The 18,467-nt window shown below is 69.6% G+C and carries 16 protein-coding genes; 15 read left to right on the plus strand and 1 reads right to left on the minus strand.

Going from position 1 to position 18,467, the window contains the following annotated elements:
- Positions 1–8 precede the first annotated feature (8 nt).
- The 11 genes from tsf to BLQ50_RS09335 all read left to right on the plus strand — a co-directional run bounded on the left by tsf (position 9) and on the right by BLQ50_RS09335 (position 11,763).
- Positions 9–848: a translation elongation factor Ts gene (gene tsf / locus BLQ50_RS09285; RefSeq protein WP_093183071.1), complete on the plus strand. Its 840-nt coding sequence runs from the start codon at positions 9–11 to the stop codon at positions 846–848.
- 126 nt (positions 849–974) lie between these two features.
- Positions 975–1,742, plus strand: a complete 768-nt coding sequence (pyrH, locus tag BLQ50_RS09290; RefSeq protein ID WP_425424087.1) for a UMP kinase — start codon at positions 975–977, stop codon at positions 1,740–1,742.
- Positions 1,743–1,821: 79 nt separating this feature from the next.
- On the plus strand, positions 1,822–2,379 hold the full coding sequence (gene frr / locus BLQ50_RS09295; protein WP_093183075.1) for a ribosome recycling factor: 558 nt from the start codon (positions 1,822–1,824) through the stop codon (positions 2,377–2,379).
- Positions 2,379–3,233 (plus strand): phosphatidate cytidylyltransferase, encoded by an 855-nt coding sequence (locus BLQ50_RS09300; protein ID WP_093183076.1) that lies wholly within the window; start codon positions 2,379–2,381, stop codon positions 3,231–3,233. The genes frr and BLQ50_RS09300 overlap by 1 nt, the downstream gene beginning before the upstream one ends.
- Before the next feature lie 179 nt (positions 3,234–3,412).
- Positions 3,413–4,504 (plus strand): dual-specificity RNA methyltransferase RlmN, encoded by a 1,092-nt coding sequence (rlmN, locus tag BLQ50_RS09305; RefSeq protein WP_217629148.1) that lies wholly within the window; start codon positions 3,413–3,415, stop codon positions 4,502–4,504.
- Entirely contained in the window at positions 4,501–5,052 is a 552-nt protein-coding gene (locus tag BLQ50_RS09310; protein ID WP_093183079.1) for a DivIVA domain-containing protein, read from the plus strand. The genes rlmN and BLQ50_RS09310 overlap by 4 nt, the downstream gene beginning before the upstream one ends.
- A gap of 4 nt (positions 5,053–5,056) precedes the next feature.
- On the plus strand, positions 5,057–6,262 hold the full coding sequence (gene dxr / locus BLQ50_RS09315) for a 1-deoxy-D-xylulose-5-phosphate reductoisomerase (RefSeq protein WP_093183081.1): 1,206 nt from the start codon (positions 5,057–5,059) through the stop codon (positions 6,260–6,262).
- Between the two features lie 97 nt (positions 6,263–6,359).
- Entirely contained in the window at positions 6,360–7,676 is a 1,317-nt protein-coding gene (locus tag BLQ50_RS09320) for a M50 family metallopeptidase (protein ID WP_093183082.1), read from the plus strand.
- A gap of 71 nt (positions 7,677–7,747) precedes the next feature.
- Positions 7,748–8,905: a flavodoxin-dependent (E)-4-hydroxy-3-methylbut-2-enyl-diphosphate synthase gene (ispG, locus tag BLQ50_RS09325; RefSeq protein WP_093183083.1), complete on the plus strand. Its 1,158-nt coding sequence runs from the start codon at positions 7,748–7,750 to the stop codon at positions 8,903–8,905.
- Positions 8,906–8,958: 53 nt separating this feature from the next.
- Entirely contained in the window at positions 8,959–9,837 is an 879-nt protein-coding gene (locus BLQ50_RS09330) for a GNAT family N-acetyltransferase (protein ID WP_093183084.1), read from the plus strand.
- 150 nt (positions 9,838–9,987) lie between these two features.
- Entirely contained in the window at positions 9,988–11,763 is a 1,776-nt protein-coding gene (locus tag BLQ50_RS09335) for a proline--tRNA ligase (protein WP_093183086.1), read from the plus strand.
- A gap of 248 nt (positions 11,764–12,011) precedes the next feature.
- Here the strand turns inward: BLQ50_RS09335 and BLQ50_RS09340 are convergent, their stop codons facing one another.
- Complete coding sequence (locus tag BLQ50_RS09340; RefSeq protein ID WP_175559081.1) at positions 12,012–13,055, minus strand: DUF4439 domain-containing protein; 1,044 nt, start codon at positions 13,053–13,055, stop codon at positions 12,012–12,014.
- Positions 13,056–13,338: 283 nt separating this feature from the next.
- On the opposite strand from BLQ50_RS09340, the gene BLQ50_RS09345 reads away from it, so the two are divergent.
- The 4 genes from BLQ50_RS09345 (at position 13,339) to infB (ending at position 18,429) form a co-directional block, all read left to right on the plus strand.
- Positions 13,339–13,875 carry a ribosome maturation factor RimP gene (locus BLQ50_RS09345; RefSeq protein WP_093183089.1) on the plus strand — a complete coding sequence of 179 codons (537 nt, stop codon included), beginning with the start codon at positions 13,339–13,341 and terminating at the stop codon, positions 13,873–13,875.
- A gap of 1 nt (position 13,876) precedes the next feature.
- Positions 13,877–15,043, plus strand: coding sequence for a transcription termination factor NusA (gene nusA / locus BLQ50_RS09350; RefSeq protein WP_093183090.1), 1,167 nt, complete (start codon positions 13,877–13,879; stop codon positions 15,041–15,043).
- Positions 15,044–15,209: 166 nt separating this feature from the next.
- The gene (locus tag BLQ50_RS09355; RefSeq protein ID WP_093183092.1) at positions 15,210–15,464 is read left to right on the plus strand and encodes a YlxR family protein; all 255 of its coding nucleotides are present in this window, start codon (positions 15,210–15,212) and stop codon (positions 15,462–15,464) included.
- A gap of 91 nt (positions 15,465–15,555) precedes the next feature.
- Positions 15,556–18,429, plus strand: coding sequence for a translation initiation factor IF-2 (infB, locus tag BLQ50_RS09360; RefSeq protein ID WP_093183093.1), 2,874 nt, complete (start codon positions 15,556–15,558; stop codon positions 18,427–18,429).
- Positions 18,430–18,467: the final 38 nt, after the last annotated feature.

An 18,467-nucleotide genomic window follows, 5' to 3' on the forward strand; every position in this document is an offset into this window, starting at 1 on the left:
CTAAGACTATGGCGAACTACACCGCCGCTGACATCAAGGCACTGCGCGAGCGCACCGGTGCCGGCATGCTCGACGTCAAGAAGGCTCTTGACGAGGCTGACGGCAACGCTGAGAAGGCACTCGAGATCATCCGCATCAAGGGTCTCAAGGGCGTCAGCAAGCGCGAGGGCAACACCACCTCCGAGGGCCTCGTCGCCCTGGTCGTGACCCCGACGGACGCGGGTGAGGTCGGCACGATGATCGAGCTCAACTCCGAGACCGACTTCGTCGCCAAGAGCGACAGCTTCATCGCCCTCGCCGAGCGCGTGCTCGCTGCCGTCGTCGCGAGCGGTGCCACCGAGACCGAGGCAGCCCTGGCCGCCGAGGCCGACGGTCAGACCCTGGCCGAGCTCATCAGCTCGACCGCAGCCACGCTCGGCGAGAAGATCGTCTTGCGTCGCGTCGCGAGCCTGTCGGCCCCCAAGGTCACGAGCTACCTGCACCGCACGAGCAAGGACCTCCCGCCCTCGATCGGTGTCCTGGTCGGCTCTGACGAGGCCGGCGCGGCCGTGGGCAAGGACGTCGCGCAGCACATCGCCGCGATGTCCCCGACGTTCCTGAGCCGCGAGGACGTCCCCGCCGAGACGGTCGTCAACGAGCGTCGCATCGCCGAGGAGACGTCGCGCAACGAGGGCAAGCCCGAGGCGGCGCTTCCGAAGATCGTCGAGGGTCGCCTGGGCGGGTTCTTCAAGGACGTCGTCCTGCTCGAGCAGCCCCTCGCGAAGGACCCGAAGAAGACGGTCGCCAAGACCTTCGACGAGGTCGGCGGCTCCGCCACCGGCTTCGTGCGGTTCCGCGTCGGCGCCTGAGGACTCCTTTTGATCGGTCGCCCGGCTCGCAGCATCTGCGGGCCGGGCTTCCGCACACAGTGGCGCGGCTCGTGCGATCATCGCGGGAGGTCTCCGCTCGACGACGGCTTCGGCCAAGAACGCAGGATGGGAACACAAGTGACTCAGGGCACGACTGACGCAACCACAGGCGAGACTTTCCCCGGCGAAGCCCGCCGGGTGCTGCTCAAGCTCTCGGGCGAAGCCTTCGGCGGTGGGCAGATCGGTCTGGCCTCGGACGTCGTACGCCGAGTCGCCGCCGAGATCGCCGAGGCCGTCGCGGCGGGCGTGCAGGTGGCGATCGTCGTCGGCGGGGGGAACTTCTTCCGCGGGGCCGAGCTCTCCCAGCAGGGCCTGGACCGCGCCCGCGCGGACTACATGGGCATGCTCGGGACGGTCATGAACTGCCTCGCGCTGCAGGACTTCCTCGAGCAGGCCGGTGTGAGCACCCGCGTGCAGACCGCGATCGCGATGGGCCAGGTGGCCGAGCCGTACATCCCGCTGCGGGCGATCCGCCACCTCGAGAAGGGCCGCGTGGTCATCTTCGGTGCCGGCGCCGGCATGCCGTACTTCTCGACCGACACGGTTGCCGCGCAGCGTTCCCTGGAGACGCACTGCCAGGAGGTGCTCATGGGCAAGAACGGTGTCGACGGCGTCTACTCGGCCGACCCCCGGACCAACCCGGACGCGATCAAGCTCGACACGCTCACCTACACCGATGCCCTCGTCGAGGGCCTGGCTGTGATGGACGCCACCGCGCTGAGCCTGTGCCGGGACAACAACGTGCACATGCGCGTGTTCGGGATGGACACGCCCGGGAACGTCACCCGCGCGCTCCTGGGTGAGAAGATCGGCACGCTGCTCACCGCAGACTGAAGCCAGACGGGCTGACGAGCGTCAGCCGTGACCCTGCCACGCCGACCGTGTGGCGCTCAATCGTGATGAAGGAGTACCGGTGATCGACGAGACCCTCCTCGAGGCTGAAGAAAAGATGGACAAGGCGATCGAGGTCGCCAAGAACGACTTCGCGAGCATCCGCACCGGCCGGGCCAGTGCGTCGATGTTCAACCGGATCGTCGTGGAGTACTACGGCGCACCCACTCCGTTGCAGCAGCTCGCATCCTTCAACACCCCCGAGGCGCGGACCATCCTCATCACGCCCTTCGACAAGACGGTGCTGGCGGGGATCGAGCGCGCGCTGCGCGATTCCGACCTCGGGGTCAACCCGAGCAACGACGGCAACGTCATCCGGATCGTGCTGCCGATGCTCACCCAGGAGCGTCGCAAGGAGTACGTCAAGCTCGCCAAGACCAAGTCGGAGGACGCCAAGGTCTCCGTCCGCAGCATCCGGCGCAAGGCCAAGGAGACCCTCGACCGCCTGGTCAAGGACGGCGAGGCAGGCGAGGACGAGGGCGCCCGCGCCGAGAAGGAGCTCGAGATCCTCACCAAGCGTCACGTCGAGGCTGTCGACGTCATGCTGGTCAACAAGGAAGCCGAGCTGCTCGAAGTCTGATGACCGAGTCCGCATTCTCCGAGGCTGGCCCCGCTCCGTCGCGCGGGGGCAGGAACCTGCCGGTCGCGATCGCGGTCGGGGTCGGTCTGCTCGCCGTGGTCGGCGGGTCGTTGTACTTCCGCAAGGAGGTCTTCATCGGCTTCGCGATCCTGGCGATCGGCGCGGCGCTGTGGGAGCTCTCGCGCGCCCTCGGGCGCCGGGACGTGCGGATCCCGCTGCTGCCGCTGTGGGTCGGGACCGCGGGCATGCTCATCTCGACGTACACCGCGGGCGCCGAGGCGCTCATGGTGTCCTTCATCCTCACGGTCGCCGGGCTCGTCGTCTGGCGGGTCGTGGATGGCGGTGGAATCGCCGCGGTCCGGGACGCCGCGGCGGGCGTGTTTGCGGCGGCCTACCTGCCGCTCATGGCGGGTTTTGTGATGCTCATGCTGGCCGCGGACAACGGACGTGAGCAGGTGCTCCTGTTCATCCTCCTCGCGGTGGCCAACGACGTCGGCGGTTTCTTCGCCGGGGTGCGTTTTGGCAAGCATCCTCTTGCGCCGTCGGTCAGCCCGAAGAAGAGCTGGGAGGGCCTGGCCGGGTCCTTCGTGCTTGCCCTCGCGGTGGGCCTGGTCGGTGCCGTGCTCGTGCTCAAGATCAACCCGGTGATCGGCCTCACCCTCGGGTTCCTCGCCCCGCTGACTGCGACCCTGGGTGACCTCGCGGAGTCGATGATCAAGCGCGACCTAGAATTGAAGGACATGGGTTCCCTGCTCCCCGGGCACGGGGGAGTGCTGGACCGGCTCGACTCGATGCTCCTGACCGCCCCGTTCGTCTACCTCCTCTTCTCGGTCGCCCCGAGCGTGGCGACCTGATCCCACGCAGTCGCCACCCACCTCGGCGGCCGCGCCGCGCTCACCGCACACCGGTGACCGCACCCGAACATCTCTCTGCAAGTGACTGGACTGTGAACATGGCTGGACAACAGACCGCGGCAACGACTGGACTGACGGCTGCCCAGTCGGCAGGCCTGAAGACTCCGCTCGCCCTGACGATGGCAGCGCCCAAGCGCGGCAAGGCGCCGCGGCACTTCTCGGACATGACCCCCGAAGAACGCGTCGAGGCAGTGACCGCGCTGGGGGAGAAGCCCTTCCGGGCCAAGCAGCTCGCCAACCACTACTTCACGCACCTCACAGCCGACCCCGCGGACATGCTCGACCTGCCCAAGGCCAGTCGAGACCACCTCGTCTCCCAGCTCTTCCCCGAGCTGCTGACCAAGGTCCGCACGATGGAGGCCGACGGTGGGACCACCGTCAAGACGTTGTGGCACCTCCACGACAAGGTCAAGGTCGAGTCCGTGCTCATGCGGTACACCAACCGCTCGACGCTGTGCGTCTCGAGCCAGGTCGGCTGCGGCATGGCGTGCCCCTTCTGCGCGACCGGTCAGCTGGGCCTGACCCGGAACCTGTCGACCGCAGAGATTGTCGAACAGGTCCGCCTCGCGGCGAAGTCCCTCGCCGACGGCGAGATTCCCGGTGGGCCGACCCGGTTGAACAACCTCGTCTTCATGGGCATGGGCGAGCCGATGGCCAACTACAAGGCCGTCATGGGCACCGTGCGCCAGGCGATCGCGCCGACCCCGGACGGGTTCGGCATGTCCGCCCGGAACATCACTGTCTCGACCGTGGGCCTCGTTCCGGCCATGCTCAAGCTCGCCAAGGAGGGCATCCCGGTCACCCTCGCGCTGTCCTTGCATGCCCCTGACGACGAGCTGCGCAGCGACCTCGTGCCGATCAACACCCGGTGGTCCGTCGACGAGGTCCTCGACGCCGCGCGCAACTACTTCGAGGTCACCGGACGGCGCGTGAGCATCGAGTACGCCCTCATCCGGGACATGAACGACCATGCCTGGCGCGCCGACCTGCTGGGCGAGAAGCTCACCGCACGCGGGCGGGGCTGGGTGCACGTCAACCCGATCCCGCTCAACCCCACGCCGGGGTCGATCTGGACCGCGAGCGATCCGGCGGTCGAGGCGGAGTTTGTGGCACGCTTGCGCGGACACGGGATCCCAACGACGGTCCGTGACACCCGCGGCAGCGACATCGACGGTGCGTGCGGGCAGCTCGCGGCGGAAGAAGCGTCATGACGAAGGTCTTTTCAACGGTCTCCAAGCTGCGAGTCGGCTACGACACCGACGAGGTCGACGAGTTCTTCGACCATGCCCGCGAGGTCTACGAGGGGGCCGTGACCGAACCGCTGACCAGTCGCGACATCCAGACCTGCGCCTTCGACCTGACACACGGCGGATACTCCACGGCCGAGGTCGACGCCGCGCTGGCGCGGCTCGAGAGCGCCTTCGTCGCCCGCCAGCGGCACGAGTTCACAGTGACCCGCGGGCCGGACGCGTGGATGGCCGACCTGGCCGAGCGCGCGCAATCGCTCTACGGGCGCCTGGGGCGCCCGGACGGTGAGCGGTTCGCCCGCGCCGACCGTGGCGAGCCGGCCTACGACACCGACGACGTCGACGACCTGTGCGAGCGGCTCGTCGCCTACTTCGACCGCACCTCCGCCCTCGCGGCCCAGGACGTGCGCAGTGCCGTCTTCCGGCGCCGCAAGGGCCGCGGCGGTTACGCCGAGGCCCCCGTCGACGCGTTCTTCGCCCGAACGGTCGAGGTCCTGCTCGGTGTCGAGTAGCGCCGTGTCCAGCACTTCTGTCTCTGGCGACCCGCGCAGCGTCGCCCTCCTGGGCTCGACCGGATCGATCGGCACGCAGGCCCTCGACGTGATCTCTCGCCACCGCGACCGGTTCCAGGTCGCCTCGCTCAGCGCGGGCGGGGCCAACCTCGCCCTGCTCGCCGAGCAGGTCGTCGCCTTCGACGTGCCGCTCGTCGCAATCGCCGACGACGCGCGACGCACCGAGCTCGCCCGGCACATCGCCCTCCGCCAGGGGGAGTCGGGTCGCCCCGTGCGTCCCGTGGAGATCCTCGCCGGTCCCGAGGCCGCGACCGCCCTTGCCGGCGCGGGCGCCGACGTCGTGCTCAACGGGATCACGGGGTCGGTGGGCCTGGGCCCCACCCTCGCTGCCCTGGCGGCTGGATCCTCCCTGGCGCTGGCCAACAAGGAGTCGCTCGTCGTGGGTGGCTCGCTGGTCAAGGCGGCCCAGCGTCGCGGCGACCAGATCGTCCCGGTGGACTCCGAGCACTCCGCGATCGCGCAGTGCCTGCGCTCGGGCGAGCACCGCGAGGTGCGCCGCCTCATCCTCACCGCCTCCGGCGGCCCCTTCCGCGGTTGGGCGAGGGACGACGTCAAGACCGTCACGCCCGACGCTGCGCTCGCGCACCCCACGTGGTCCATGGGACCGGTCGTGACCATCAATTCCGCGACGCTCATGAACAAGGGGCTCGAGCTCATCGAGGCGCACCTGCTCTTCGACGTGCCGGTCCGCGACATCACGGTCGTGGTGCACCCGCAGTCGGTGGTCCACTCCATGGTCGAGTTCGTCGACGGCTCGACGATCGCCCAGGCCTCGCCCCCCGATATGCGCCTGCCCATCGCGCTCGGCCTGAGCTGGCCCGAGCGGCTCTCGGATGTCGCGACCCCGTGCCGCTGGACCGACCCGACGTCGTGGACCTTCGAGGCACTGGACGAGGAGCTCTTCGGAGCGGTGCGTCTCGCCCGCGAGGTGGCGGAGGCATCCGGTACCTACCCGGCCGTCTACAACGCCGCGAACGAGGAATGCGTCGCGGCATTCCTGGCTGGGCGGATCGGCTTCCTCGACATCGTCGAGACGGTCGAGCGCGTGGTCGCCGAGCACGTGTCCTCGCCCGCGCTCACCCTCGAGGCGGTGCTCGCCGCCGAGGGCTGGGCCCGCCGTCGGGCCCAGGAGATGCTCTCGCGGCGGTAGCCGGTCGGCCCCCTGGACCTGCAGGCTCTCGGCAAGCTCCCAGAAAAACCCGGCATCATGAGGTTGTCCGGACTCTCACCCAGCATCAGGAGAACAGATGGCCTACCTCGTGGGCGTGCTTGTGCTCGTCGTCGGCGTCCTCGTCTCGATCGCCCTGCACGAGGTCGGGCACATGGTCCCGGCGAAGAAGTTCGGCGTGCGGGTCAGCCAGTACATGGTCGGCTTCGGACCGACCCTGTGGTCGCGTACCCGCGGTGAGACCGAGTACGGCATCAAGGCCATTCCGTTGGGCGGCTACGTCCGCCTCGTCGGGATGTACCCCCCGGGCGACCCGCGGCGCGCCGCGAAGACCGGCCGCATCGCCGAGCTCATCCAGTCCGCCCGCGACGCGAGCACCGAGGAGATCTACCCGGGCGAGGAGGACCGCGCCTTCTACAACCTCTCCGCACCCAAGAAGCTCGTCGTCATGCTCGGCGGACCGTTCGTGAACCTGGCCATCGCGGTCGTCCTGTTCACGTGTGTGGTCGTCGGATTCGGCACCATGGGGCCGACCACCACGCTGGCAACCGTCTCCCAGTGCGTGCTCGCCGCAGACGCCCCGGCCGACGCCACCTGCTCGGCCGGCGACACGCTCGCGCCGGCCGCCGCGGCCGGCCTGCTGCCGGGCGACACGATCGTCGAGTTCGACGGCAAGTCCGTCGGCTCCTGGGACGAGCTCGCCTCGTTGATCGCCACGACGGGCGGGGAGCCCGCGACCGTCGTGGTCGAGCGTGGCGGGCAGCGCGTCGAGACGACTGTCACACCGGTCGTCGCCGACCGGCCCGTGACCGACGACGCCGGGCAGGTCGTGTACGACACAGCCGGGAAGATCGTCACCGAGCCGATGGGATTCCTGGGCATCGGTCCCACCCAGGACCTCGTGCGCCAGTCCGCGACCGTCGTGCCGGGGATGATCGGGGAGCAGCTGCAGCAGACGGCGAAGGTCATCGTCACCCTGCCGCAACGTCTCGTCGACGTCGCACAGGCGGCCTTCGGCTCGGAAGAGCGGGACGCGACCTCGGTCGTCGGGGTGGTGGGGATCGGGCGCTTCGCCGGCGAGATCGCCTCGGCACACGTCGACGGCTACGACCTGTCCATGCGGGTGGCCAACCTCGTGATGATCGTCGCGGGCCTGAACATCGCGCTCTTTGCCTTCAACCTCATCCCGCTGCTACCCCTCGATGGCGGGCACGTGGTCGGTGCACTCTACGAGGGCGGAAGGCGCCAGGTCGCCCGGTGGCGCGGGCGCCCCCGCCCGCTGCCGGCCGACACCGCGCGGATGATGCCGCTCGCCTACGGGGTGTTCGTGCTTCTCGCGGGGATGGGCGCGCTGCTCATCTATGCCGACATCGTCAAACCGATCCAGATCATGTGAGGAGTGGGGCGATCCTGTATGTGTCGGGCGCTGATGTCCTCCGACGCCCGGGGGAGGGGGATACTGGTTCCGTGAGCCTTCCGATCAGCCTTGGTATGCCAGAAGCCCCTCCGCCCGTGCTCGCACCGCGACGCCCGACCCGCAGGATCAAGGTGGGCAAGGTCGATGTCGGCGGCGGCGCTCCGGTGAGCGTGCAGTCCATGACGACGACGCAGACGACCGACATCAACGGGACGCTCCAGCAGATCGCCGCGCTGACCGCTGCCGGTTGCGACATCGTCCGGGTGGCCGTCCCGACCACGGACGACGCGGTAGCCCTCAAGGCCATCGCCACGAAGTCGCAGATCCCGGTGATCGCCGACATCCACTTCCAGCCCAAGTACGTCTTTGCGGCGATCGACGCCGGCTGCGCCGCCGTGCGCGTCAACCCCGGGAACATCCGCAAGTTCGACGACCAGGTCAAGGAGATCGCCAACGCCGCGCGCGACGCCGGTGTGTCGATCCGGATCGGCGTCAACGCCGGATCCCTCGACCCGCGGCTGCTGGCCAAGTACGGCAAGGCCACCCCCGAGGCGCTCGTGGAGTCCGCGGTGTGGGAGGCCTCGCTCTTCGAGGAGCACGGCTTCCACGACTTCAAGATCTCGGTCAAGCACAACGACCCCGTCATCATGGTCCGCGCCTATGAGCTGCTCTCCGAGCGGGGCGACTGGCCGCTGCACCTGGGCGTCACCGAGGCCGGACCGGCCTTCCAGGGCACCATCAAGTCGGCGACCGCCTTCGGGGCGCTGCTGTCCAAGGGCATCGGCGACACGATCCGGGTCTCCCTGTCCGCGCCTCCGGTCGAGGAGGTCAAGGTCGGGATCCAGATCCTGCAGTCGCTCAACCTGCGCCCCCGCAAGCTCGAGATCGTCTCCTGCCCGTCGTGTGGGCGGGCCCAGGTCGATGTCTACAGCCTGGCTGAGCGGGTCACAGCGGGTCTGGAGGGCCTCGATGTCCCCCTACGCGTCGCCGTCATGGGGTGCGTCGTCAACGGCCCTGGGGAGGCCCGTGAGGCCGACCTGGGCGTCGCCTCCGGCAACGGCAAGGGACAGATCTTCGTCAAGGGTGAGATCGTCAAGACCGTCCCCGAGGCGATGATCGTGGAGACGCTCATCGAAGAGGCCCTGCGGATCGCCGCGACGATGGAGAAGACCTCTGAGGGTGGCGGCGCGACCGTGACGGTCGGCTGAGCCGGTGTGATCGCCGGACGCCGGTAGCCGGCGTCCATGGGAGAGGAGGCGTCATGAAGTCGCTACGGCTGGCGCCCCGGCGCTCACCCGCCGTGCGTGTGCTCGACGACGCGGAGCTGCCCGCAGCCCTCGCCGTCTGCTCCCAGGACCCGGTCGCCTCGGTCCTGGCCGCGACCCGGATCGAGGCAAGCATGACCGATCCGACCCTGCGCAGCTCGGGTCAGGTCTGGGGATTTCCTGCGACGGGCCCGCTCGAGGCCGTGTGCTGGGCGGGCGCCAACCTCGTCCCGGTCGTGCCCACCCCCGCCGCGGAGATCCTCGACGCATTCGCCCACCAGGGGCGCCTGCAGGGGCGCCGGTGCTCCTCGATCGTGGGACCGGCCGACGTCGCGCTGGGCCTGTGGCGTCGTCTCGAGCACGCGTGGACCCCGGCCCGTGAGGTGCGCCCGGACCAGCCGTCCCTGCAGATCGTGGGCGACCCCCTGGTCGAGCCGGATCCCACCGTGCGTCACGCCACCCTCGACGACCTCGACGATCTGCTGCCTGCGTGCGTGGCCATGTTCGAGGAAGAGGTCGGGTACTCACCGATCACCTACTCCGGGCGCGCCTACACCGAGCGCGTGCGCGGCCTGGTCCTCGCCCGTCATGCCTTTGTCGCTCGCGCGCCGAGCGCCGAGGCGGAGATCGTCTTCAAGGCCGAGCTCGGTGCCGTGACGAGCGCCGTCGCTCAGGTGCAGGGCGTCTGGGTCCCCTCGAGGCATCGGGGCCGGGGACTCAGTGCGCCGGGGATGGCGGCCGTCGTGGCGGCGGCCCGCCGGGACGTGGCGCCGACCGTGTCGCTGTACGCCAACTCCTACAACGCCCGCGCCTTGGCGACGTATCGTCGGGTCGGCTTCGAGCAGGTCGGGACGTTTGCCACGATCCTGTTCTAGAGCCGCAGGCTGCTTTTCTAGAGCCGCAGGCTGCTGTTCCAGCCCGGAGGGCGCTCTTCTGAGCCGAAGGGCGTTCTCCAAGCCGGAGGCTGTCTATCAAGCCGCAGGCCGCTGTTCTGGCGAGTTGTCCGCAGCGACTAGGCTCAGGACATGCTGCTTCGCCTCTCCACACTGTTCGTCCGTACCCTTCGCGAGGACCCGGCTGACGCCGAGGTCGCCAGCCACCGCCTCCTGGTGCGTGCCGGCTACATCCGCCGTGCCGCGCCCGGCATCTACACCTGGCTGCCGCTGGGCCTGCGGGTCCTGGCCAAGGTCGAGGCCATCGTCCGCGAGGAGATGGAAGGCGTTGCTGCGCAGGAGGTGCACTTCCCGGCGCTGCTGCCGCGCGAGCCCTACGAGACGACAGGCCGCTGGACTGAGTACGGCCCCAACCTGTTCCGGCTCAAGGACCGCCGCGACGCCGAGTACCTGCTCGCCCCGACCCACGAGGAGATGTTCACCCTCCTGGTCAAGGACCTGTACTCCTCGTACAAGGACCTGCCGGTCACGCTCTTCCAGATCCAGACCAAGTACCGCGACGAGGCGCGCCCGCGTGCAGGCCTCATCCGTGGCCGCGAGTTCATCATGAAGGACGCGTACTCCTTCGACATCGACGACGCCGGGCTCGAGGCCTCCTACCTCGCCCAGCGTGGCGCCTACGAGCGGATCTTCACCCGCCTGGGCCTGGAGTACGTCATCGTCGCGGCCACCTCCGGCGCGATGGGCGGCTCGCGCAGCGAGGAGTTCCTCACCCCGACGCCGATCGGTGAGGACACCTTCGTCCGTTCGCCGGGTGGCTACGCGGCCAACGTCGAGGCCGTGGTGACCGTGGTCCCCGAGACGATCGACTTCACGGGCGCACCGGCCGCCCACGTCGAGGACACCCCGGGCACCCCGACCATCGCGGCGCTCGTCGACCTCGCCAACGCCGACCACTCGCGCACCGACGGGCGTGAGTGGACGGCCGCGGACACCCTCAAGAACGTCGTTCTTGCGGTCACCCAGCCCGACGGCACCCGCGAGCTGCTCGTCGTCGGCCTCCCCGGCGACCGTGAGGTCGACCTCAAGCGCCTCGAGGCGGCCCTCGCGCCGGCCGAGGTCGAGCCGGCGGGCGAGTCAGACTTCGCCAAAAACCCCGTGCTGGTCAAGGGATACATCGGCCCGAAGTCCCTTGGACGGGTCGCCTCCGGAGACAAGAAGGCCATCCGCTACCTCCTGGACCCCCGGGTCGTGGAGGGCACCTCGTGGATCACGGGTGCCGACGAGGCCGGCAAGCACGTCTTCGACCTCGTGGCCGGTCGTGACTTCACGGCCGACGGGTTCATCGAGTGCGCCGAGGTGCGCGCTGGCGATCCCGCCCCCGACGGCTCCGGCCCGCTCGAGCTCGCCCGCGGGATCGAGATCGGCCACATCTTCCAGCTGGGCCGCAAGTACGCGGACGCGCTCGGCCTCAAGGTGCTCGACGTCAACGGCAAGCAGGTGACCGTGACGATGGGTTCCTACGGCATCGGCGTCACCCGTGCGCTGGCGGCCCTCGCCGAGGCCAACCACGACGACAAGGGCCTGGCGTGGCCGGCCCACGTGGCTCCCGCGCAGGTGCACGTCGTGGCCACGGGCAAGGACCCGGCCGTCTTCGAGGCGGCCGAGTCGATCGCTCAGACGCTGTCCTCGCGCGGTTTCGAGGTGCTCTACGACGACCGGCCCAAGGTCTCACCCGGCGTGAAGTTCGCCGACGCCGAGCTGCTCGGTGTCCCGCTCGTCGTCGTTGTGGGCCGCGGCCTGGCCGACGGCGTCATCGAGGTCCGTCCGCGCGTGGGCGGGGAGTCCGAGCAGGTCCCGCTCGAGCAGGCCAGCGACCGGATTGCCGAGATCATCGAGGCCCTGTGAGTCGAGGCCCTGTGACACCGGTCCGCGCCGCATGACACCTGGCTGAACCCAGCATCGACGGCTCTGCCGCGGCCCATGGGCCGCGGCAGAGTCGTCTCGTCGATCTCGTGAGTCGTCCGCCGAACTCGTGAGCCACGTCCGTTCCGCTCGTCAGCTCGGCCGTGGTCCACGAGTTCGGCGACTGGCTCACGAGCTCGGCGGACGCGGGGGACGCGGGGGACCGGGGCGCGTAGGCGCGGACGGTGAGATCAGGGGGTGGTGGCGGCCTGCTCGGGCATGCCCGGGAAGGCCACGAGGGGTGCGCCCCAGGCCCGGGCCGCCGCCCGGGAGTCGACCAGCAGGTCAGCCATGGCGGCCCGGTTGTCCGCGTCGACCTCTCCCGTGAGGGTCGCGTAGGTCGTGGCGAGAGTGTCTTCGAGCTGGGCTGCCAGCGCAGCGATGGTCTCGTTCGTAGCGAGCGCCGACCCGCCGTCGGCCGCGGTCGGCAGCGTGTAGGCGACCTGGCGGGGGTCGGTCGAGGTCCCGTCGAGGGATGCGAGCTCGGCCCAGGTCTGCGCCCGCGCGCGGTGCACCCGAGCGCGTTCGGTCGCGAGGGTGCGGGCGTCGTCGGACAGGCGGGCGGCCATCACCTCGTAGGCGAAGCCGGTCGAGTCTTCGCTGCGCACGACCGTGGCGAGGTCGGAGGCGGAGAGGTTGAGCGGCAGCGTCGTCGGCATGGTGGTCGTGAACGCCTCCGGTGCGGTGAACTCCAGCCCCGCCTGCGCAGCGAGGTCGCGTGCGCTCTCGAACTGGCTCGTCGCGATCGATGCGTACAGCCGGGCGAGCAGCGGGTCGGTCGGGGTGACGAGCGATCCGCGGGCCCGTGCGGCGGACTGCGCCAGCAACGCCACGACCTCGGCCGAGGACGCCGGAGCCGGTTCAGTCGTCGGCACCGGGGGAGCCGGGGTGACGCCGTCGGACGGGGAGACCGATCCCGGTTCGAGCTCGGTCTGCCCCTGGTCGGGCGCGCTGTCGTCGCCGGAGTGGTCGATCCCGGAGGCGTACACCCCGCCCAGGGCCGCGGAGTGCAGTGCGGAGAAGTCGATGATCTGGTTGAGTGAGGCCGCCTCGCTCGAGTCCGGTGCGACGACGGCGAGGGCGTCCTGAGCCCCGTCGTGGATAGCGGTCGCGTCGGCGACCATCGCCTGACGGGAGACCTCGTCGGCGTCGGGAACCGGCTCGGCGGGCGCCGGACCGTCCAGGCGTAGGCCGCAGCCGCTGAGCACGAGCAGGGTCAGCAATGTGCTGATCATCACGCTCGTTCGCCGGGCGCGCTGGCGGGACGTGCGGTGGGCCAAGACCGGGAGAGATCCGCGGGTCCGTGCGGCGCAGGCGGGGGGGTGCGGTGCGGTGTTCATCGCCCCCGATGATGTCATGATCTGGTGCGCCAGGGTGAGAGCGGGGCCGGGGGCGGCGCGCCACGAGGGGGCGGTGCTGCGCCGGGTCACGGACTCGGTAGTCTTGTCGTCTGTAGTGACAACAACACACCGGTCTGATCCATGCCCGGTGGGCCATGGAGCCGACGGGAGTGAACTGATGGTGGCATCTTCTACCGCAGACAAGGTGGCGGAGGCGGTTCGCCCCGCTGTCGAGAACGCAGGTCTGGTTCTCGAAGAGGTCAAGGTCGCGCCCGCGGGCGCGCGCACCGTGGTCCGCGTGATCGTCGACCTCGGCGAGGACGAGTCCGGGGCGCTGAGCCTGGACCGGGTGGCCGAGGTCGCCCGCGAGATCTCCGACCTCCTTGACGTGCACCCCGCGCTGCCGGGTGCGTTCACCCTCGAGGTGTCGACCCCGGGCACCAGTCGCCCGCTGACCGAGCTGCGCCACTTCAAGCGCGCACGCACCCGGATGGTCGCGGTCAAGCTCAATGACGGCACGAACTTTACCCGTCGCCTCACCGCGGTCGAGGCAGACACGCTCGTCTTCGACGACGGCGCGCAGCGGGTCACCTTCGGCGACGTGGCCAGCGGCCTGGTCGAGGTCGAGCTCAAGCGCGCGAATGCGATCGATGAGAGTGAATTCGTAGATTTTGAAGGGTCGGACTCTTCCGACCAGATGGATGATGAGGTCTGAGATGGACATCGACATGAGTACGCTCCGCCTCCTGGAGCGTGAGAAGGACATCAGCCTCGACGTGCTCATCTCGGCGATCGAGCAGGCGCTCGCACTCGCCTACCAGCGCACCCCCGACGCTCAGCACACAGCGCGCGTCGAGGTGGACCGCAAGTCCGGGCACGTCACGGTGTGGGCGCGCGAGGACTACGAGATCCAGGACCCGTCCTGGAGGCCCCCGGTTGCCGCGGACCCCGCAGACGCGGTTGATGCTGACGACGCCGAGAGCGACGACAGCGACGACAGCGACGACGCAGCCGCGGAACAGGCCGAGGCCGACGCCGCCGCCGCGGCCGCCGCCCTCATTCCCCGGATGATCCGCACGCTCGGCCCCGAGTTCGACGACACCCCGACCAACTTCGGGCGGATTGCGACCTCGACCGCACGCCAGGTCATCCTGCAGCGTCTGCGTGACGCGGAGGACGACCAGGTCCTGGGCCAGTTCCGGGACAAGGAGGGCGAGGTCATCGCCGGCGTCATCCAGCAGGGCAGCGACCCGCGGATGGTCCTGGTCGACGTGGGCGGGACCGAGGCTGTCCTCGGCGCGCACGAGCAGGTTCCGACCGAGAACTACGTCCACGGCGAGCGGCTGCGCGCCTATGTGCTCGACGTCTCGCGCGGGATGAAGGGGCCGCAGATCTCGCTGAGCCGCACGCACCCCAACCTCGTTCGCAAGCTCTTCGAACTTGAGGTTCCCGAGGTCGCCGACGGTTCGGTCGAGATCGTCGCGATCGCCCGCGAGGCCGGTCACCGGTCCAAGATGGCGGTCCGTGCCCGGGTGGCCGGCATCAACGCCAAGGGTGCCTGCATCGGCCCGATGGGCCAGCGGGTGCGCGCGGTCATGGCCGAGCTGCACGGTGAGAAGATCGACATCGTCGACTTCAACGAGGACCCCGCGGCCTTCGTGGCCAGCGCGCTCTCCCCGGCCACCGTGACGTCGGTGACCGTGGTCGACCTAGAGACGCGCTCGGCACGCGTGATCGTCCCGGACTTCCAGCTTTCCCTGGCGATCGGCAAGGAGGGGCAGAACGCCCGTCTCGCCGCCAAGCTCACGGGCTGGCGGATCGACATCCAGTCCGACGGCGGGGCACCGGCGGCGGGCGGCCCTGGCGCCTCCGACGAGGGATAGGTCACGCGCGGTGGGTCGGCGCGGTAGACTGTCGGAGTCTGGGTCACCAAACCCGACATCCTCTGGCGTATCCGCTCGGTCTGTTGATCCCTCGATCAGTTCTCTCGGGGGCCACGGGCCGGTTCGCACATGCCTGGGATGCCGTCGACGTGACGACCAGGCGACGATGATCCGGTTCGTGACGGGTCGGAGCGAGGCCGACGGCACCCCAACAGGCGTCGTGGCAGACCTCCGGCGCGTGCTGCCGGGACGTGGTGCTTGGTTGCACGCCTCCGCAGACTGCGGGGACCTGGCTCTCAGGCGCAAGGCGTTCCCTCGGGCGCTCCGTGCGTCGAAGGACATCGAACTGAGTGACTTGACCGAAGCGTTGGGATCCGTGTCCCACGTGAGCACGACACGTCGACAAGGAAGCGGGTTGTGAAGCCGATGGGCACCCGATGAGTACTCAGCGATGAGTTCCCAGTACTAACGACGGTCCTCCCTTGCCTTGGGTGGACCAAGACAGGAGAGTTGTGGCTAAGGTCCGCGTCTACGAGCTCGCAAAAGAGCTCGGGGTGGAAAGCAAGACAATCATGACCAAGCTGACCGAACTCGGTGAGTTCGTACGGTCAGCATCATCAACCATCGAGCCACCGGTGGTTCGTAAGCTCCGCGACGCCTTCCCGGTGTCCGAGAGCGCAACCAAGCCTGAGGCGAGCAAGCCCGCGGGTCCCCGTCCGGCCAAGCCGGCCGCCGAGGCCTCTGCGGCCCCCGCGCCGGAGGCTGTCTCGAGCCCCGCTGCTGCGACCCCGGCTGCTCCGGCACCCGCCGCCGCGGCTCCGGCTGCGCCCGCGCCGTCGGCACCCGCCGCCGTCCCGGCAGCAACGCCCGGCCCCAAGCCTGCCGCCGCGGCACCCGCGCCGGCAGCCGAAGCGGGCGAGTCCGCGCCGGCCGCAGGGAGCGGTGCCTCGGCACCTCGCCCCGGCAGCCCGCGTCCGGGCAACAACCCCTTCGCGACGAGCCAGGGCATGCCCCGGTCCGGTGCACCCCGTACGGGCGCTCCGCGTCCGGGCAACAACCCCTTCGCTACCAGCCAGGGCATGCCTCGCCCCGGCCAGCGTCCGGAGCGCACCGACAACAACGTCAACCCCGCAGCAGCGGCGACGAATACCGGCGAACGTACCGGTGGACCTCGTCCCCCCGCACCGCGTCCGGGTGGACCGCGCCCGAACCCGGGCATGATGCCCGGCCGCAGCGCGGCCGTGGGTCGTCCCGGTGAGCGTGCTCCCGCCGGCGGTGGCGCAGGCCGCCCCGGTGGCGGTGCAGGCGGCGGTCGTGGCGGATTCACCCGTCCCGGCGGCGGTGCCGGTGGTCCCGGTGGCGCAGCCGGCGGTCCCCCCGGAGCCGGTGGCGGTTTCGCCGGTCGTCCCGGCGGCGGCGGCGGTCGTCCCGGTGGGGCAGGGCGTGGCAGCACACAGGGCGCCTTCGGTCGCGCCGGTGGTCGTCCCGTTCGTGGACGGAAGTCGAAGCGGGCGAAGCGTCAAGAGTTCGAGCAGATGCAGGCACCGTCACTCGGTGGCGTGCAGGTTCCCCGTGGAAACGGCAAGACCGTCGTTCGTCTGCGTCACGGTTCCTCGCTCAACGACCTCGCCGACAAGATCGACGCGAACCCCGCGAGCCTGGTCACGGTCCTCTTCCACCTCGGTGAGATGGCGACCGCGACCCAGTCCCTCGACGAGGACACGTTCAGCACGCTGGCCACTGAGCTCGGCTACGTCATCGAGATGGTCTCGGCCGAGGAAGAGGACCGCGAGCTTCTCGGCGGCTTCGACATCGACCTCGACGCCGAGCTGGACGCCGAGGGCGACGACGAGCTCGAGGCACGTCCGCCGGTCGTGACCGTCATGGGTCACGTCGACCACGGTAAGACGCGACTCCTCGATGCGATCCGCAAGACGGACGTCGTCTCGGGCGAGGCCGGTGGCATCACCCAGCACATCGGTGCCTACCAGGTCCACCACGAGCACGAGGGCATCGACCGTGCGCTGACCTTCATCGACACCCCGGGTCACGAGGCGTTCACCGCCATGCGCGCCCGTGGTGCCCAGGTCACCGACATCGCGATCCTCGTGGTCGCGGCCGATGACGGCGTCATGCCGCAGACCATCGAGGCGCTCAACCACGCCCAGGCTGCCGGTGTGCCGATCGTCGTCGCGGTCAACAAGATCGACAAGGAGTCTGCGAACCCGGACAAGATCCGTCAGCAGCTCACCGAGTACAACCTCGTGGCGGAGGAGTACGGCGGCGACACCATGTTCGTCGACGTCTCTGCACGTGAGGGCCTGAACATCGACGAGCTGCTCGGCGCGGTCCTGCTCACCGCAGACGCCTCGCTCGACCTGCGTGCGAACCCGAACAAGGACGCCCGCGGTGTTGCCATCGAGGCGAACCTGGACAAGGGACGTGGTGCGGTCGCGACCGTGCTCGTGCAGTCCGGAACGCTTCACGTCGGTGACTCGATCGTCGCTGGGACGGCCTACGGCCGCGTCCGTGCGATGTTCGACGAGCACGGCGACCCGGTTCTGGCCGCTACGCCGGCACGCCCGGTCATGGTCCTGGGCCTGACCTCGGTGCCGCGCGCCGGTGACACGTTCCTCGTGGCTCCGGACGACCGCACGGCTCGCCAGATCGCCGAGAAGCGCGAAGCAGCCGAGCGGGCAGCCCTCCTGGCCAAGCGTCGCAAGCGCATCAGCCTCGAGGACTTCACCCAGGCACTCCAGCAGGGCAAGGTTGAGACCCTCAACCTCGTCCTCAAGGGTGATGTCTCCGGTGCCGTCGAGGCGCTCGAGGACGCTCTGCTCAAGATCGACGTGGGCGAAGAGGTCGAGCTGCGCGTGATCCACCGCGGTGTGGGTGCCATCACGCAGAACGATGTCAACCTCGCCACGGTCGACAACGCCGTGATCATCGGCTTCAACGTCAAGACCGGCGAGCGGGTGGCCGAGATGGCTGACCGCGAGGGTGTTGACATCAAGTTCTACTCGGTCATCTACCAGGCGATCGACGACGTCGAGGCTGCGCTCAAGGGCATGCTCAAGCCCGAGTACGAAGAGGCGCAGCTTGGCACCGCGGAGGTCCGCGAGGTCTTCCGTTCCTCGAAGTTCGGAAACATCGCGGGTTGCCTCGTGCGCTCCGGCACGATCCGTCGCAACACGAAGGCACGTGTCCTTCGTGGCGGGACGGTCGTCGAGGACAACCTCTCCGTCGAGTCGCTCAAGCGGTTCAAGGACGACGCGACCGAGGTCCGCGAGGGCTACGAGTGCGGTATCGGGCTCGGCTCCTTCAACGACCTGCGGGTCGACGACGTCATCGAGACCTTCGAGATGCGGGAGAAGCCGCGTTCCTGAGTTCTCATCTGACGCCGGTCCTGGCGCGGCGCTCACCC

It is taken from the genome of Sanguibacter gelidistatuariae (assembly GCF_900096585.1).
Taxonomy (GTDB): Bacteria; Actinomycetota; Actinomycetes; order Actinomycetales; family Cellulomonadaceae; genus Sanguibacter; species Sanguibacter gelidistatuariae.

Excerpts from the sequence above, each read along its gene's own strand:
- BLQ50_RS09340 (WP_175559081.1), bottom strand. The coding sequence starts at position 13,055 with ATGATCAGCACATTGCTGACCCTGCTCGTGCTCAGCGGCTGCGGCCTA.
- BLQ50_RS09345 (WP_093183089.1), top strand. The coding sequence starts at position 13,339 with ATGGTGGCATCTTCTACCGCAGACAAGGTGGCGGAGGCGGTTCGCCCC.
- BLQ50_RS09335 (WP_093183086.1), top strand. The coding sequence starts at position 9,988 with ATGCTGCTTCGCCTCTCCACACTGTTCGTCCGTACCCTTCGCGAGGAC.
- rlmN (WP_217629148.1), top strand. The coding sequence starts at position 3,413 with ATGGCAGCGCCCAAGCGCGGCAAGGCGCCGCGGCACTTCTCGGACATG.
- BLQ50_RS09320 (WP_093183082.1), top strand. The coding sequence starts at position 6,360 with ATGGCCTACCTCGTGGGCGTGCTTGTGCTCGTCGTCGGCGTCCTCGTC.
- tsf (WP_093183071.1), top strand. The coding sequence starts at position 9 with ATGGCGAACTACACCGCCGCTGACATCAAGGCACTGCGCGAGCGCACC.
- pyrH (WP_425424087.1), top strand. The coding sequence starts at position 975 with ATGGGAACACAAGTGACTCAGGGCACGACTGACGCAACCACAGGCGAG.
- BLQ50_RS09310 (WP_093183079.1), top strand. The coding sequence starts at position 4,501 with ATGACGAAGGTCTTTTCAACGGTCTCCAAGCTGCGAGTCGGCTACGAC.
- BLQ50_RS09355 (WP_093183092.1), top strand. The coding sequence starts at position 15,210 with ATGATCCGGTTCGTGACGGGTCGGAGCGAGGCCGACGGCACCCCAACA.
- BLQ50_RS09300 (WP_093183076.1), top strand. The coding sequence starts at position 2,379 with ATGACCGAGTCCGCATTCTCCGAGGCTGGCCCCGCTCCGTCGCGCGGG.
- BLQ50_RS09330 (WP_093183084.1), top strand. The coding sequence starts at position 8,959 with ATGAAGTCGCTACGGCTGGCGCCCCGGCGCTCACCCGCCGTGCGTGTG.
- nusA (WP_093183090.1), top strand. The coding sequence starts at position 13,877 with ATGGACATCGACATGAGTACGCTCCGCCTCCTGGAGCGTGAGAAGGAC.